At 31.7% G+C, this 17,473-nt stretch carries 17 protein-coding genes; 13 read left to right on the forward strand and 4 right to left on the reverse strand.

Features of this window, described 5'->3' with window-relative positions; all coding sequences use genetic code 11:
* Window positions 1-126 precede the first annotated feature (126 nt).
* The 8 genes from D1817_08100 (at window position 127) to D1817_08135 (ending at window position 8,868) form a co-directional block, all read left to right on the forward strand.
* Window positions 127-3,333, forward strand: coding sequence for a peptidase S41 (locus D1817_08100; GenBank protein AXT19843.1), 3,207 nt, complete (start codon window positions 127-129; stop codon window positions 3,331-3,333).
* The gene (locus tag D1817_08105; protein AXT19844.1) at window positions 3,334-4,563 is read left to right on the forward strand and encodes a divalent metal cation transporter; all 1,230 of its coding nucleotides are present in this window, start codon (window positions 3,334-3,336) and stop codon (window positions 4,561-4,563) included. It abuts the gene before it with no gap.
* Window positions 4,563-5,300 (forward strand): 5-oxoprolinase subunit PxpA, encoded by a 738-nt coding sequence (pxpA, locus tag D1817_08110; protein ID AXT19845.1) that lies wholly within the window; start codon window positions 4,563-4,565, stop codon window positions 5,298-5,300. Before D1817_08105 ends, pxpA begins: the two co-directional genes overlap by 1 nt.
* A gap of 5 nt (window positions 5,301-5,305) precedes the next feature.
* Entirely contained in the window at window positions 5,306-6,040 is a 735-nt protein-coding gene (gene pxpB / locus D1817_08115) for a 5-oxoprolinase subunit PxpB (GenBank protein AXT19846.1), read from the forward strand.
* Window positions 6,033-6,884, forward strand: a complete 852-nt coding sequence (locus tag D1817_08120; protein AXT19847.1) for a biotin-dependent carboxyltransferase — start codon at window positions 6,033-6,035, stop codon at window positions 6,882-6,884. Before pxpB ends, D1817_08120 begins: the two co-directional genes overlap by 8 nt.
* 69 nt (window positions 6,885-6,953) lie before the next feature.
* Window positions 6,954-7,376, forward strand: a complete 423-nt coding sequence (locus D1817_08125) for a hypothetical protein (GenBank protein AXT19848.1) — start codon at window positions 6,954-6,956, stop codon at window positions 7,374-7,376.
* A gap of 74 nt (window positions 7,377-7,450) precedes the next feature.
* A complete protein-coding gene (locus D1817_08130) occupies window positions 7,451-8,113 on the forward strand; it encodes a hypothetical protein (GenBank protein ID AXT19849.1) in 663 nt (220 codons plus the stop codon).
* Window positions 8,050-8,868: a sensor histidine kinase gene (locus D1817_08135; protein ID AXT19850.1), complete on the forward strand. Its 819-nt coding sequence runs from the start codon at window positions 8,050-8,052 to the stop codon at window positions 8,866-8,868. The genes D1817_08130 and D1817_08135 overlap by 64 nt, the downstream gene beginning before the upstream one ends.
* A gap of 4 nt (window positions 8,869-8,872) precedes the next feature.
* On the opposite strand, the gene D1817_08140 is transcribed toward D1817_08135, so the two are convergent.
* Genes D1817_08140 through panB form a run of 3 tightly spaced genes read right to left on the reverse strand, consistent with a single transcriptional unit; the run spans window position 8,873 to window position 11,805 of the window.
* Window positions 8,873-10,249: an aldehyde dehydrogenase gene (locus tag D1817_08140; GenBank protein ID AXT19851.1), complete on the reverse strand. Its 1,377-nt coding sequence runs from the start codon at window positions 10,247-10,249 to the stop codon at window positions 8,873-8,875.
* Window positions 10,250-10,267: 18 nt separating this feature from the next.
* Window positions 10,268-10,966 (reverse strand): RluA family pseudouridine synthase, encoded by a 699-nt coding sequence (locus D1817_08145; protein ID AXT19852.1) that lies wholly within the window; start codon window positions 10,964-10,966, stop codon window positions 10,268-10,270.
* A gap of 20 nt (window positions 10,967-10,986) precedes the next feature.
* Window positions 10,987-11,805 carry a 3-methyl-2-oxobutanoate hydroxymethyltransferase gene (gene panB / locus D1817_08150; protein AXT19853.1) on the reverse strand — a complete coding sequence of 273 codons (819 nt, stop codon included), beginning with the start codon at window positions 11,803-11,805 and terminating at the stop codon, window positions 10,987-10,989.
* 122 nt (window positions 11,806-11,927) lie between these two features.
* Between panB and D1817_08155 the strand changes: the two genes are divergently transcribed.
* The gene (locus D1817_08155) at window positions 11,928-12,386 is read left to right on the forward strand and encodes a nuclear transport factor 2 family protein (GenBank protein ID AXT19854.1); all 459 of its coding nucleotides are present in this window, start codon (window positions 11,928-11,930) and stop codon (window positions 12,384-12,386) included.
* Between the two features lie 8 nt (window positions 12,387-12,394).
* Here the strand turns inward: D1817_08155 and D1817_08160 are convergent, their stop codons facing one another.
* Window positions 12,395-13,816 carry an L-serine ammonia-lyase gene (locus D1817_08160; protein ID AXT19855.1) on the reverse strand — a complete coding sequence of 474 codons (1,422 nt, stop codon included), beginning with the start codon at window positions 13,814-13,816 and terminating at the stop codon, window positions 12,395-12,397.
* A 229-nt stretch (window positions 13,817-14,045) separates the two neighbouring features.
* Here D1817_08160 and dnaK point away from each other — a divergent pair, with 229 nt between their 5' ends.
* The 4 genes from dnaK to D1817_08180 all read left to right on the forward strand — a co-directional run bounded on the left by dnaK (window position 14,046) and on the right by D1817_08180 (window position 17,442).
* On the forward strand, window positions 14,046-15,953 hold the full coding sequence (dnaK, locus tag D1817_08165; GenBank protein AXT19856.1) for a molecular chaperone DnaK: 1,908 nt from the start codon (window positions 14,046-14,048) through the stop codon (window positions 15,951-15,953).
* Window positions 15,954-16,164: 211 nt separating this feature from the next.
* Window positions 16,165-16,521 (forward strand): hypothetical protein, encoded by a 357-nt coding sequence (locus D1817_08170; GenBank protein ID AXT19857.1) that lies wholly within the window; start codon window positions 16,165-16,167, stop codon window positions 16,519-16,521.
* A gap of 11 nt (window positions 16,522-16,532) precedes the next feature.
* Window positions 16,533-17,099, forward strand: coding sequence for a sigma-70 family RNA polymerase sigma factor (locus D1817_08175; protein AXT19858.1), 567 nt, complete (start codon window positions 16,533-16,535; stop codon window positions 17,097-17,099).
* 7 nt (window positions 17,100-17,106) lie between these two features.
* Window positions 17,107-17,442, forward strand: a complete 336-nt coding sequence (locus D1817_08180) for a hypothetical protein (protein AXT19859.1) — start codon at window positions 17,107-17,109, stop codon at window positions 17,440-17,442.
* Window positions 17,443-17,473 lie beyond the last annotated feature (31 nt).

The following is a 17,473-nucleotide window of genomic DNA, read 5'->3' on the forward strand; positions in this document are numbered from 1 at the left end:
AAAGCTTCTACTTTTATTGTAGAGGCTTTTTTTGCGCTTAAGAGGTGTTAAAGAAATAATAAAAAATAATTCTATTGCAGATTTTAATTAATTTTAGAATCTTTTAATTACCAAAAACCAACCAAAATGAAAACTTTAATAAAAGTAGTATTTACTTGTGTCCTAGCTTTTAATATGGCTTATGCACAAACCCCATTAGTAAATGAACCTGCATTAAGTCCAGATGGAAGATCTATAGCTTTCAATTTTCAAGGAGATATATGGACCTCAGACGTAAATGGACAAAATGCAAAACGAATCACAGTTCATGAAGCTTACGATACAAAACCAATTTGGAGTCATGATGGAAAGACTATAGCTTTTCAAAGTAATAGGTATGGCAATAATGATATATATGTAGTACCATTTAATGGCGGCTTGCCTAAACGATTAACATATCGTTCTGCTGGAGATAATATAACAGATTATACCAAAAATGGAGATATACTTTTTTCTACTAGAAGAGATTTTGCGCAAGTAGAACGTGAAGGCGAAACTCATATTGTAAATAATTCTGGCGGAACTCCATACAGATATATGAGTGCCCTAGGATTTGATGCAACAATATCTCCTAATGGTGATTTTATTGCTTTTGTAAAAGGGAATTGTAGAATTCAAAGAGAAGCATATCGAGGACCTGCAAATAGAAATATCTGGTTGTATGATATAAAAAATGATAAATATACCCAGTTAACGACATTTAATGGAAATGATTTTTATCCACAGTGGGCTAATAATTCAACCATTTATTTTCAATCATCTAGGAGTGGAAGGTATAATATTCATAAGTTAACAATTGATGCATCTGGTAAAAAAACAGGAAATATAGATGCGGTGACTTCTTTTAAAGATTTTGGAATATTCTCTTTTAAAATGAGTGCTAATGGTAATGATTTAATTGCAACTAAAGCAGATAAATTGTATACGATTAATGCATCAACAAAAGCATTAAAAGAAGTGACTATTAATATTGCTTCAGATTATAGGTTTGACCCTATAGTGCATCAGCGTTATACAAATAGAATTAATGGTGGAGCAATATCACCTGATGGGAAATATAGTGTATTAGTTATACGAGGAGAATTATTTATTACAGAAAATAATAAAGAAAAAAATAGAGCAGTTAATGTATCTAATTCGCCTTATAGAGATCGAACGCCAGTTTGGATAGATGATAATTCAATTCTTTTTGTATCTGATAGAGATGGGCAAAATGATTTTTATATGCTTAAATCTGGAGACCCTAATGAGGCAAATCTTTTTAAAAGTTTAAAACATAAAATAACAAGAATAACAAAAACAAAAGGAGAAGAAAGCTTACCTGTGATTTCTCCAGATGGTAAATCGATTGCATTTCTTAGGGGAAGAGGAAAACTTGTTGTTGCTTCAATAAATGATGGTAAACTCTCTAATGAAAAAGTACTTTTAGATGGATGGAGTACTCCTACAGGATATACATGGTCTCCAGACTCTAAGTGGTTGGCTTATAATTTGAGAAACTTAGATTTTAATGGAGAAATATATATTCATAAGGCAGATAATTCACAAAAGCCAGTAAATATATCATTGCATCCAAAACAAGATAATGCTCCGATTTGGAGTCCAGATGGAAAAAAACTGGTGTTTTCTTCTAATAGAAATAATAGTGATTACGACGTATGGTTTGTTTGGTTAAATAAAAAGGATTGGCAAAAAACGACTCAAGATTGGGAAGAAGAAGCAAATACACCAACTAAAAAAGATAAAAAAGAGAATGGTGAAAAAGAAGTAGCTTCAATGGTTATTGATTTTCAAGATATTCATGAGCGACAAGTACAGGTGACGTCTTATACTGGAGGAGAATTTGCACAAGCGGTTTCTAAAGACGGACAAACTATATATTATTCAACTGGTAATGGAACTAGGGAAAACCCTAATGTACAATCAGATTTGTTTAAAATTAAATGGAATGGTAGAGATCGTAAACAGATTACCAAAAATAACACTAGACCAAGAGGGGTTATTGTAAACAAAAAGAAAACCCATTTGTATTTAGTTAGAGGTGCAGGAACCTTATCGAGAATTAATTTGGCAAATGATAAAATGGAAAGCTTGCCTATTTTAGCTAGAATGGATGTTAATTATATTGAAGAATCCAATCAAATATTTGATGAAGCATGGAAAGCTATTAATGATGGTTTTTACGACCCAAATTTCCATGGTCAAAATTGGAATGAATTAAAGAAAAAGTACAAACCATTAGCTTTAAAAGCATCTACTCGAATCGATTTTCAAGCAATTTTTAATTGGATGTTGGGGCAAATTAATGCAAGTCATATGGGGTTACGAGGAGGTGCTCCAAGAGAAAATTTACAACGAGAAGTAACAGGTTTGCTTGGGTTAGAAATGAAACCACAAGCTAATGGAGGTCTTTTGGTAGAAGGAGTAATAGCAAATATGCCTGGAGATAGAGAAGTTAGTAAAATAAATCCAGGAGATGTGATTACTTCTATTAATGGGACTAAGCTAACAAAAGCTACAAATGCTTACAGTTTGTTTACTGGAACTGCTAATGAGAAAATTTATCTTGAAGTAGTTAATGGAACTGCTAAAAGGGAAGTTGTTATTCGCCCCAAAAGTAGCAATAGAATAGAAAGTTATAATGCTTGGGTTAAAGAACGTAAGCGATTAACAGAGCAGTATTCTGGTGGAAGATTAGGGTATTTACATATACAGGGAATGAACTGGATAAGCTTCGAGCGTTTTGAAAGAGAACTAACAGCGTCTGGATTAGGGAAAGAAGGTATTGTAATAGATGTAAGGTATAATGGAGGCGGTTGGACCACAGATTATTTAATGGCGGTCTTAAATGTAAAGCAATACGCTTATACAGTGCCTAGAGGTGCTGCTAAAAACTTAGAAAGAGAGCATAAAAACTTTGTGAATCATTATCCATTTAGTGAGCGTTTACCATTAGCATCATGGGTAAAACCATCAATTGCTTTAATGAACCATACGAGTTACTCCAATGCAGAAATTTTTTCTCATGCTTATAAAGCATTAGGAATTGGTAAGTTGGTAGGAGAGCCTACATTTGGTGCGGTAATTTCAACTGGAGCTACAGGTTTAATAGATGGATCTTCTGTGAGAATGCCTTTTAGAGGATGGTATGTGAAAGCTTCAGAATCTAATATGGAATTAGGACCTGCTATTCCAGATGTTGAAGTTTACAATAACCCAGACGATAAATCAAAAAATAAAGATTCTCAATTAGAAAAAGCTGTACAAGAACTTTTAAGTCAAATAGATAATTAATTGAAGAATATTTTTAAGAACATAGGCCCAGGCCCCTTAGTAGCAGCAGCATTTATAGGTCCAGGTACGGTAACGGTATGTACCATTGCAGGAGTGAATTTTGGCTATAGTTTGCTATGGGCGATGACCTTGGCAATAATTACAACAATTGTATTTCAAGGAATGTCTGCAAGATTAGGATTAATTTCTCAAAAAGGATTATCAGAAACCATTAGAGAGGAAATTAAAAATCCTGTATTTAAGGTATTTTCACTTATTCTTATTTTATCTGCAATTGTAATAGGAAATGCAGCTTATGAAGCTGGTAATATTAGTGGAGGTGTTCTAGGACTAGAAACCATTATAGGCAATCCTAGTGTAACTATAGGTAATGTATCTATTAATGCATTAAGTCTTGTTATTGGGACAATTGCTTTTATATTATTATACATTGGTAATTATAAAGTGTTAGAACGTGTTTTGGTAGGCATGGTAATACTGATGAGCTTAGCCTTTATAATTACTGCTATTTTAACTAAACCTGATCTGATAGAAGTCTTTAAAGGGGCTTTTATACCAAAATTCCCCAAAGAAAGTATATTGACCATAATAGGATTGGTAGGTACTACTGTACCACCTTATAATTTGTTTTTACACGCATCACTAGTAAAAGAAAAATGGCATTCTGAAAGTGATTTAAAATATGTTAGAAAAGACACGATTATCGCAGTAGTATTTGGAGGTATTGTCTCGATGTGTATTATAATGGCGGGAGTATCAATTCAATCTGCCGATGTATCTAATGCATCAGATTTAGCAAAAGGATTAGAGCCTCTGTTTGGAAGTTATGCGAAATACTTTTTGAGTATAGGATTGTTTTCTGCAGGAATAACTAGTGCGATTACTGCACCTCTAGCTGCTGCATTTGTTGCAAATGGCTGCTTGGGTTGGAAAGCTCATATGAAGTCCAGGAAATTTAGAGCAGTTTGGATGGTTATTTTACTTTTAGGGGTTTTGTTTTCTTCTTTAGGCATTAAACCTATCGAGATTATAAAGTTTGCTCAAGTAGCTAATGGAATTCTGTTACCTGTTATTGCTGGGTTTTTAATTTGGATAATGAATAAATCTTCTATTTTAGGGAAATATCGTAATAACTTAATTCAAAATATATTTGGTTTTGTGATTTTAGCGATCAGTATCCTTTTATCTGTAGCAACACTTAATAAAGTTTTTAATTTAAATATTTTTTAATGTCAAAATTTAAAGTAGACCTTAATTGTGATGTAGGCGAAGGAGTTGATAACGAAGCGTTTTTGATTCCAAATATATCATCTTGTAATATCGCTTGTGGAGGTCATGCAGGAGATACAGAGACTATGCAGACTGTTGTTAAGTTATGTAAAGAATACAATGTAAAAGCTGGCGCGCATCCTTCATTTCCAGATAGAGAAAACTTTGGAAGGAAAGATATGTCAATGCCTCACGATGATTTAGTAAAATCTGTAAAATCACAAATAGAAGATTTAATTGTTGTTTTAAATGAAAATAAAGTACCACTTTATCATATCAAACCTCATGGGGCTTTGTATGATATGGCTGCTAAAAATGAAACTATAGCTAAGGCAATTATTGAGGTTATGCAAGATTATAAAGAAATTCACTTGTATGTACCTTATAATTCAGTAATGGAACGATTAGCTATTACTGCTGGTCTTTCTATTATCTACGAAGGCTTTGCAGATCGAAATTATAATGAAGATTTAAGATTGGTATCACGAGCATTGCCAAATGCATTAATTATAGATGAAGAAGAAATGTTTGAACACGTCTATAGAATGGTAACTCAAGAAAAAGTAAAAACGGCAAGTGGAGTAGAAGTGAAGATAAAAGCACAAACATTTTGTGTACATGGAGATAACCCTAAAGCGATAGAATTGATTGCTGCATTAAAAACAAATTTGACAAAATCAGGAATTGAAATAACATAGAGTTTTTGAACGGTTTCGAATTAACATATAAACGCTTTGGAGCTCGTTCTATTTTAATAGAATGGCCTTCTGTAATTAGTGAAAAAGTGCTTTATGATGTGATTTCTTTTAGAGATAGTTTAATTAATTCTAATATTAAATGTATAGTTGAAGTAAAATCTGCATATAATTCAATATTAGTATCTTGCGATACAACTATAGATAATGTCTATGATAAGATATTGGAACTTAAGTCGCAATATAACCCTTCAAAATCCAAAAAAAATATATCCACAACTCTATGGACAATTCCGGTATGTTATGAAGATGAATTTGCTTTGGATTTAGAAGAATTAGCTATTGCAAAATCCTGTACTAAAGAAGATATCGTTAAGCTGCATTCTAATGATGTATATACCATTTACTTTATCGGATTTTTACCTGGATTTTTCTATTTAGGAGGCTTAGATAAAAAACTACATTTTCCCAGGAGAAAATCTCCAAGGTTACAAATTAAAAAAGGAGCAGTTGGGATAGGAGGGAACCAAACGGGAGTATACCCAAATGTAAGCCCTGGTGGCTGGAATATTATAGGTAATTCGCCCGTTAATTTTTTTGATGTATCTCTACAAGAGCCTTGCTTTGGAAAGCAAGGTGATAAAATTAAATTTGAACCTGTATCATTAAAAATGTATCATGATATTAAAATATTGGTTGATGAAGGGGTATATCATATAAAAAATGAAGTAATTAATGATTGAAGTTATTAAACCAGGGTTTTATACTACAATTCAAGATTTAGGTAGGATGAATTATCATCAATATGGTGTACCTTATTCTGGGGTAATGGATAAGAAGTCATCCAAAATTGCTAATGCTTTGCTTGGAAACCGAGAAAATGATGCAGTTTTAGAAATTACTATGACTGGGCCTACATTAAAATTTAATACAACTACTATAATTAGTATTACTGGAGCAGATTTAACACCGAGAATTAATGGAGATAGAGTATCGCTTAATAGAAGTATTTCTGTAAATAAAGAAGACGTATTGTCTTTTGATAAGCTTAAATACGGATATAGATGTTACTTGGCTGTGTATGGTGGTTTTCAAACGGAAACCGTGATGAAAAGTAGAAGTATGTATAAAAATGTCACTTCTCAATTTACGATACAAAAAGAAGATCGTTTGCCTGTTTTAAGTCTAAGCAAAACTATTTTTAAAGCAAATGCTTCTATAAAAATTGATAAAAGTCATTTTAGTGACCCAATGCTATTGACTTATAAAGGGCCTGAATTTGAACACTTACCTCAATCTGCACAAAAACAATTATTTTCTCAAAACTTCAATATTTCTAAAGATAATAACAGGATGGCATATCAATTGGAAGATATTGTTGAAAATAAATTACAACCAATTATAACGTCATTAGTTCAACCAGGAACTGTACAGTTAACACCATCTGGAAAACTAATTGTTTTAATGGCAGATGGGCAAACTGCTGGCGGATACCCCAGAATATTACAACTTACTGATATAGCAGTAAGTAAGCTTTCTCAGAAATTTACAAGTAAGAAAGTTCGTTTTGTATTAAAAGAAAATTAGTATAAAAATACTTTTTGTTTTAAGAGTTTTCGCTATTTTGGTCTGATTAACAATTAATACAAAAAAATTATGGAAAACAACAACAATGATCCCTCAATCCCTTCTGGAGTTATCTCAAGAGAAAAAGCAATTGAATTAAACAACGAATGGACCAAAACACGAGCTGAAGCTATGAATCAATGTATTAGCGATGTCACTGGTGGTAAGGTCACAAAAGACAGCCGTTCGTCATGGTGGTCTATAGAAGATTTAGAAGCATATATTAAATATGCCAAAAAACAAGATAAGGATGTTAGTGGCTTACGCATATATTGTGGCGCATATAGTGATGACAATTGTTACTCAACATCTTTTATCGTACCTACAGCAACTGTAAAAGGTTCTTTAGGAAAAGATGTTGGAGATGATGAAGAGGAAGAAATGGATTTACCAATACCGCCATTAAATAGAGGAACAACTAAGATTCCACCTGAAGATGGATATGAAGGATAACTAAATTCAACTTTTTGGACTCACTTTACATATATAACTATATAATTACATATAGCGTAGAATTTATTGCTGCAATGGCGGGTTCAATTTACCTTAAAAAAAGCCGAGACCAGAGTGTTCGGCTTTTTGTGAAATATTTATGGTTTACTTTTATTGTTGAAGTTATTGCATTGTATGCTTTGTTTGTTTATTATTATAATTTTGATTATGAATGGTTTCAATGGATAAAGAATAGTTCTTTTGCTAGTAATGCATGGTTATTTAATATAAAATCCTATATAGATGTTATTGTTTTAGGGTGGTATTTTATAAGTTTAATAAGAACAGTTAACTATCGTAAATTCATAAAAAGCCTAATTGTATTTTATTGTATTTTTGCTACTTTTTATACTTTTTATGTAGAAAATACAAGTGTGTTAGAAACGATTAACTATCTTGTAGAAGAGATAGTTATACTTGCATGTACTGTTTTATATATGTTTGAATTATTTAAAAGTGAAAAAGTTTTAAAATTTTATAATTCCATTCACTTTTATACTGCATTAGGGTGGTTTGTCTGGTATTTATGTGTAATGCCTATTTTTATATTTGGAGAATTTTTTACACAAGTAAATAGATTATATCACGATTTTAGAATATTAACAATACTATCATTTAACGTATTATTATATTTATGGTTCACTTATGGATTTTATTATGTATTACGCAAACAGAAGCAGTTAGCAAAGAACAAGTAGTTTTAATAGCTTACTTTATTATTGCAATTTTACTATTTACTGTACTCTTTATTGTATTTTTTATTACGTTTCAAAAACGAAAGAATAAATTATTATTAGATAAAATAAAACAACAACAAATTTTTGAAGAAGAGATTTCTAAAACACAATTAGAAGTACAGGAACAAACGCTTAAAAATATAGGTTGGGAATTACATGATAATGTGGGACAACTTTTGTCATTTACTGGCATGCAAATGAATTTATTAGCGTCACAAGTTAAAGATGAACTTAAAGATAAAGTAGATAACGCAAATAATTTACTTAAAGAAAGTATACAAGAAGTAAGAGCACTCTCGAAAACTTTAAATAGCGATGCACTTTTAAACCAAGGCTTGCATCAGTCTATACAAAATGAAATAGACCGCTTGAACAAGTTAAAATCAATTGCTGCATCATTTATTGTTGAAGGTGGAGAAAAACCTTTTAGCAATCCAAAAGATGAGATTGTTATTTTTAGGATACTACAAGAATTTTTATCTAATTCTGTAAAATATTCTGAAGCTCAAAATTTAACGATCACCTTAAATTATACACAAGAAACACTTTTAATTACAGCCAAAGATGACGGGAAAGGTTTTGATATGAATACAGTAAAGAAAAACTCAGGACTTATTAATATGAATAATCGTGCAGCTTTAATTAATGCCACTTGTGATATTGTATCGCAACCTGATAATGGAGTTTTATTAGAACTTAACTATCCACTTAGTTAGACTGTTAAGACAAATATTTAAAGAGTCGCTTTAATAATTTCAATTTCCCTTTATAAGGAGCATACCTAAGAGAAATATCTAACCAAGTTCCTTTTTTTACTATTGCTTTTTGATGCGAAAAAGTAGTGAACCCAGTTTTACCATGATAAGCTCCATAACCACTGTGACCTACACCACCAAAAGGAAGCTTATGATTTGCAAAGTGAACTAATGTATCGTTTATTACACCTCCACCAAAGCTATATCGAGAAAGAATAGTGTTTATAAATATTTTGTCTTTAGAAAATACATAAAAAGATAATGGTTTTTCAAAATGACTAATAACATTATCAATATCTGTTTCGGTATCAAATGTTATTATTGGAAGTATTGGCCCAAAGATTTCCTCCTTCATAATAGCACTTTCCAAACTAGGATTATCTACAAGCGTAGGAGCCAAGTAATTAGTTTCTATATTTGTTTCTCCTCCATACAATAGTGTTTCGTCTTCTAATAAGTTTTTTAAACGTTGTAAGTGATTATGATTAACAATCCTTGAATAATCTTTAGATTGCTCTATATCTAAGCTGTAAGCTGCTTTAATTTCGTTAATAATGGCAATAGTTAACTGCTCTTTAATATTTGATTTTACAAGTAAATAATCAGGAGCAATACAAGTTTGACCAGCGTTTAATAATTTCCCCCAAACAATTCGGCGTGCTGTAAGCTTTAAGTTTATAGTATCATCAACTATACAAGGTGATTTTCCACCTAATTCTAAAGTAACGGGTGTTAAATGCTCAGCAGCAGCTTTAGCAATAAACTTCCCAACAGAAACACTACCTGTAAAGAAGATATAATCCCATCTATGTACTAATAGTTTTTCTGCAACTGAAGCATCACCTAAAATAACACTAACATACTTAGATTCAAAAACTGTGGTTATTATCTTAAAAATTAACCGAGAGGTATTTGGAGTGTGTTCGCTAGGTTTTAAAACGACAGTATTACCTGCAGCAATAGCCACAATTAAAGGCGCAATAGCCAATTGAAATGGATAATTCCAAGGAGATATAATTAGTACCGTTCCATAAGGGTCATTATAAATATAATCGTGAGAAGGAAAATTGAGTAATGAAGCTCTAACACGTTTAGGTTTGGCCCAACGATTAATGTTTTTAATTGCTAAATCTATTTCAGACAATACAACTCCAATTTCACTTATATAGGTTTCAAATTCAGGCTTATTAAAATCATCCTGTATTGCATTATAAATATCCTGCTCTCGTAAGAGAATTTCAGCTTTCAACTTTTTAAGAGCTGTTTTTCTGTAATCTACATTTTTAGTTTGATGTGATTTAAAAAAAACTTGCTGAGAAGCGATTAAATTTGAAGCATCCATACCGTAAATATAAAAACTTTAAAGATGACAAGCTTCCCAAATAATATCTTTAGGAGTAGGAGCTATAATAATTGTATTTTCTTTTGTTACAGGGTGGATAAATTCTAATTTTCGAGAATGTAAATGAATACTTGCATCTTTATTACTTCTATCAAAACCGTATTTTAAATCTCCTTTTATAGGACAACCAATACTCGATAACTGAGAACGTATTTGATGATGTCTACCAGTATGTAAATTAACTTCTAGCAAATAATAACGATCTAATGATTTAATGATTTTATAATCTAAAATAGCTTTTTTACTACTGGCAATTTCTTTAATATAAGCTGTTGATTTGTTGTTTTTAGGATTTTTCTTTAACCAATGTGTTAAAGTGGCGTATTCTACTTTAGGCTTTTCTTTAACAATAGCCCAATATGTTTTATTAATTGTTTTCTCAGCAAATAATTTATTTAATCGCGTTAGTGCTTTTGATGTTTTTGCAAACACAACAATACCTGTGGTTGGTCGATCTAAGCGATGTACAACACCTAAGTAAGCATTCCCTGATTTGTTATATTTGTTTTTGATGTAAGCTTTAACAACATCGCTTAAAGGAGTGTCTCCAGTTTTATCGCCTTGTACAATATCTCCAGCACGTTTATTAATTATGATAATATGATTATCCTCGAAAAGAATTTGAAGATTAGATGCATTAGAGAGTGTTTTACTCAAAACTGAAGGAGTTAGATAGCTTAATACTGTTCATCGTCACTAGGAAAACTACCATTTTTTACATCACTACCATATTGTGTAAATGCATTAGTCATTTCTTCATAAAGATTCATATAACGACGTAAAAATCGTGGATTAAATTCGTGAGTCATTCCTATCATATCATGAGTTACAAGTACTTGACCATCAACACCATTTCCTGCTCCAATTCCTATAATTGGAATACTTACACTTTTAGCTACTTGTTTAGCAAGTTTTGCAGGTATTTTTTCTAATACAATAGCAAAACAACCTGCTTTTTCAAGCATTTTAGCATCTTCTAATAAACGTTTAGCTTCCTCTTCTTCTTTAGCCCTAACAGTATAGGTTCCAAATTTATATATAGATTGTGGCGTTAAACCTAAATGCCCCATAACTGGAACACCAGCATTTAAAATACGCTTTATAGATTCTTTTACTTCTTTACCACCTTCTACTTTTACGGCATGTCCACCACTTTCTTTCATAATACGAATTGCAGAACGTAATGCTTCTTTAGGATCACTTTGGTAAGTACCAAATGGAAGATCTACAACAACCAATGCACGATCTATTGCACGGATTACAGAAGAGGCATGGTATATCATTTGATCTAAAGTAATTGGTAAGGTAGTTTCATGGCCAGCCATAACATTACTTGCAGAATCTCCAACTAAAATCACGTCAATACCAGCTCCGTCAACAATTTTTGCCATTGTATAATCATAAGCTGTAAGCATGGAAATTTTTTCGCCATTAGCTTTCATCTGCGTTAAAGAATTTGTAGTAACTCTTTTATATTCTTTTTTTGCTGTAGACATAATGTGTTTTAATTACGAAACAAAAGTAGTAAATAAACAGAGATAAAAATAGTGTTAAACTTTTCTATAAGATTTTAATTGAAATTGAATAATAACCTATATTTAATGAAAAATAACTGACGATGACACGATTATTATTAATTGTAACGTTTTGTTTTGTTACAACGCTCCAAGCACAAAATACAAAGGAAGAAAAAGAAGTTAAAGCTGCTATCGATACCTTTTTTGAGGGTTTTCATAAAGGAGACACACTTTTAATGAAATCTGTAATGAAAGGGGATTTTACTACACAAACGGCATTTAAAAACCAAAAAGGGGAGAATATATTACAAACAGGAGATTCTTCTCAGTTAGTAAATGCAATTGCAAACAGACCAGCAGATCAAAAATGGGACGAACGTTTGTTAAGTTACAGTATTCAAGTAGATGGGAATATGGCTAATGCATGGACACCCTATGAATTTTGGTTTAATGGAGAGTTTAGACATTGTGGCGTAAATTCGTTTCAGTTATTTAATGACAATGGACAGTGGAAAATTATTTACTTAATTGATACACGCCGAAGAGAAGGATGTAAATAATAGAAACTTTAACAATCCACCATATTTACTCGTACTGCAAGACCACCTTCTGAAGTTTCTTTGTATTTTAGATTCATATCTTTAGCGGTTTCCCACATGGTATCTACTACTTTATCTAATGGAACTTTTACATTTTCTGGATCAGTTTCTAAAGCGAGTTCTGCAGCATTAATTGCTTTTATAGCACCCATAGAATTACGCTCTATACATGGTATTTGAACCAAACCACCAATAGGATCACAAGTGAGCCCTAAATGATGTTCCATTGCTATTTCTGCAGCAATCATTACTTGTTCAGAAGTACCTCCTAATAACTCACATAATGCTCCAGCTGCCATTGCAGCAGAAACTCCTATTTCTGCCTGACATCCACCCATAGCAGCAGATATAGTTGCTCCTTTTTTAAATATACTTCCAATCTCTCCAGCTACTAATAAAAATTGTTTGATGTGTTTAAAATCTGCTTCGTGATTTTCGATCACCATATAATACATCAATACAGACGGGATTACTCCAGCACTCCCATTAGTAGGGGCAGTTACTACACGCCCTAGAGAAGCATTAACTTCGTTAACGCTTAATGCAAAACAGCTTACCCATTTTAATATTTGCCTGAATTTTACAGTTGTTTTCCTTATGGATTGTAACCACTCTTCAGGAGTTTCATAAGGGATTTCTCCAATTAAATTTTGATGCATATCGTAAGCACGCCTACGAACATTTAATCCTCCAGGGAGTTTACCTTCTGTATGGCATCCAATATACATACATTCAAGCATTGTTTTCCAAATACGATTAAGCTCAAAATCAATAGTTTCTGAAGACCTCAGTGATTTTTCATTTTCTAAAACAATTTCTGAAATCGATTTTTTTTCAACTTTACAATATTCTGATAGATCTGTAGCTTTTTCAATTGGAAATGGAAATTTATGAAGAAGCTCTTTGTTCTTCTTAGCGTTTTTACGCTCTTCTTTTACTACAAAACCTCCTCCAATAGAATAGAATGTAGATTCGTGTGTTTCATTTTTTGTATATGCAGTGAAAGTTATTCCATTAGAGTGAAACGGAAGAAAAGTTTTATTAAAAATAATATGTTCTGTTTTAATAAAAGGAACATTTATTTCACTGTTTAATTTTAAGATTTTAGTAGAATTTATTAAACTAATGATCTCATCTATAGTATTTACAGGGATAGTTTCAGGATCTGCACCTGTTAATCCCAGCATAACAGCCAAATCAGTTGCATGACCTTTTCCTGTTAATGACAGAGATCCATAAAGATCTACTTTAATAGAAGATATCGTATCAAATAGATTTTGTGTCTTTAACTCTGTAATCCATTGCTCTGCAGCACGCCAAGGTCCTAGTGTATGCGAGCTAGATGGCCCGATACCAATCTTTAACATATCAAAAACAGAAATACATTCCATAAAAAAACAATTCAATTTAATCGAGACAAATATATAAGTTTAGAGTATAACTTCAGACGCAATTAAAATTATCTATATATAAAATAATTTTCTGACATCCTGTCATAATTAAAACTAGATGACACCCTTATTTATGTCAAATATGATAATTTATATGCATGGCACAAAGATTGACTATATGTCTTTGTAAAAAATAAAATTCAATACAATAAACGTATAAATAAAAGTTATGAGTAAAATTATTGGAATCGATTTAGGAACAACAAACTCTTGCGTATCTGTAATGGAAGGTAATGAGCCAGTTGTAATCCCAAATGCAGAAGGTAAACGTACAACGCCATCTGTAATTGCTTTTGTAGAAGGAGGAGAGATTAAAGTAGGAGATCCTGCAAAACGTCAAGCAGTAACTAACCCTACAAAAACAGTTTATTCTATTAAACGTTTTATGGGGAATAAATATTCTGAATCTAAAAATGAAGCAGAACGAGTACCATATAAAGTAGTAAAAGGTGATAATGACACGCCTAGAGTAGATATTGATGGTCGTTTATATACACCTCAAGAATTATCAGCGATGATACTTCAAAAAATGAAAAAAACTGCTGAAGATTATTTAGGTCAAGATGTATCAGAAGCTGTAATTACAGTACCAGCATACTTTAATGATGCACAACGCCAAGCTACAAAAGAAGCAGGTGAGATTGCAGGTTTAAAAGTACGCCGTATTATTAATGAGCCTACAGCCGCAGCTTTAGCTTATGGAATGGACAAAAAAGGAACAGATCAAAAAATAGTAGTTTTTGACTTTGGTGGAGGAACACATGACGTATCTATTCTTGAATTAGGAGATGGTGTATTTGAAGTATTATCTACTGATGGAGATACACACTTAGGTGGAGATGATGTAGATGAAAAAATTATTAATTGGTTAGCAGACGAATTTAAAGCAGAAGAGTCAATGGATTTACGTGAAGATCCAATGTCTTTACAACGTTTAAAAGAAGCTGCAGAAAAAGCAAAAATAGAATTGTCATCATCTGCGCAAACAGAAATTAATTTACCATATATTACGGCAACAGCTAGTGGACCAAAACACTTAGTACGTACATTAACTAAAGCTAAATTTGAACAATTAATTGATGATTTAGTAAAACGCACAATAGAACCTTGTCAATCTGCTTTAAAAGCAGCTGGATTATCAAAAAGTGATATTGATGAAGTAATCTTAGTTGGTGGTTCAACACGTATACCTGCTGTACAAGAAGCAGTAGAGAAATTCTTTGGAAAAGCACCAAGTAAAGGTGTGAACCCTGATGAGGTGGTGTCTTTAGGAGCAGGTATTCAAGGTGGTGTTTTAACAGGTGATGTTAAAGATGTATTATTATTAGATGTTACACCATTATCTCTTGGTATTGAAACTATGGGTAATGTAATGACAAAATTAATTGAAGCTAATACTACGATTCCTACTAAAAAATCTCAAGTGTTTTCAACAGCAGCAGATAATCAACCATCTGTAGAGATTCACGTATTACAAGGTGAACGTCCAATGGCACCAGATAATAAAACGATTGGTCGCTTCCATTTAGATGGTATTCCACCAGCACAAAGAGGAACACCACAAATTGAAGTAACATTTGATATTGATGCTAACGGAATTATTAAAGTATCTGCTACAGATAAAGCAACAAATAAAACACAAGATATTCGTATTGAAGCATCTTCAGGATTAACCGATGAGGAAATTCAAAAAATGAAACAAGAAGCTGAAGCTAATGCTGAAGCTGATGCTAAAGCAAAAGAAGTTGCTGAAAAATTAAACGCAGCTGATGCAATGATTTTTCAAACAGAAAGTCAACTTAAAGAATTTGGTGATAAATTATCTGATGATAAGAAACAACCAATTGAAGCTGCTTTAGAAGAATTGAAAAAAGCATACGAAACGAAAGATGTTGCAATTATAGATCCAGCTTTAGAAAAGATTAATGAAGCTTGGAAAGTGGCTAGTGAAGAAATGTATAAAGCACAAGCTGAAGCGCAACAAGGTGGAGCAGCTGGGCCTGATGCAAGTCAAGGACAGCAATCTGCTGATGAGAGTAGTGATGTAGAAGATGTTGATTTTGAAGAAGTAAAATAATTATTATTCTGAATTTTTTCAGAACCTTAATAAATTTAAAAACGCAATCATTAATTTGGTTGCGTTTTTTTATTGTCATTACGAGCGTAGTGAGGCAATATAAAACAAGCAACATTGTAAATCTTCTATTGATTAAAACTAATCTAATATATAAATAGTATTGTAACCTTTTTTGTAATTCATGTATCTTACTAGAAACAAATTATAAAATATGGAATCATTTATCGGTTTTGGGGAGATATTAGCCCTTTTGATTATTGCCTCAGCATTTACAGTTTACTTTTTCCACAGAGCCAATCATTTAGAACGCATGGCTCAAATTGAACGAAATCAACTGAGTGAGAATCAGAATAAAAATAAAAAGAGTTCTTATTTAGAAATAAAGTTCGGAATGCTTATGATAGGTTTAGGATTGGGTATGTTTGCGGCTTGGATTTGGGAACGAGGAAATCAAGATATAAATACTGAATATGCTACGTACCCAGCATTTATGTTATTCTTTGGAGGCATTAGTTTATTACTATCCTATTTAGTTACAAAAAGATTAGATAGACGCTCTAAAAATTAAACAATAGTTTAATGGATAATAAATACTTACAAAAAGTATTAAGTGGAGATGTGCAATCTTTTTCCTATTTCATTAAAGCATATCAGAATGGAGCTTATGCAGTAGCAATATCTATTGTGAAATCTGAAGATAAGGCTAAAGATGTAACTCAAGAAAGTTTTATCCAAGCCTATAATTCATTATCATCGTTTAAGAAGGAATCTAAATTTTCAACTTGGTTGTATCGTATTGTAGTAAATAAGAGTTTGAGGCATTTAGAAAGAGAAAAAAGATATATTAAAGAAAACAGCCAATCAACTATAACGATTGATGACAATTCAAATTACAATGATGCTTTAATGCGTTTACATCATGATGAATTAAAACAATTAATAAAACGTGTTTTAAACAAAATGAAGCCTAAAGAAGCATTAATGTTACAATTGTTTTATTTAGATGAATTAAAAATGGATGAGATTGTAAATATTACAGAATTTTCTAAAGCAAATGTAAAAGTCTTATTATACAGAGCTAGAACACATTTTTATGATGTCATAAAGAACGAACATCATATCGCAAATTTAAACGAACTATTATAAGAACCCTATGGAAGAAGACAATATAAAAACTATTTTTAAAAGTATAGATTCAATTCATAATGAGGTAGACTTTGAAGATGTTATTTTACATAAAATAGAGTCACAGATACAAGTAAAAAAACAAATAGTCAGAAATAGAAAATATGGTCTACTGGGAATTTTAATTACTCTAATATTGGTAATTCTATTTGTTTGGTTTTACTACAAAGACCTTACTCTTAGTATCGACTTTAGAAACCCTTTAATGCAAGTTGGATTGTGTGCTTTTGTACTCATACTTTTATTCCTGCAACTAGAAACTGCTTCAAGTTACTCGAGATCACTTAAAATGGACGATTCTTAAATCTATCTTGATATATAAACCCTAACATTAA

Source organism: Flavobacteriaceae bacterium (assembly GCA_003443635.1).
In the GTDB taxonomy this organism is placed as follows: Bacteria; Bacteroidota; Bacteroidia; order Flavobacteriales; family Flavobacteriaceae; genus AU392.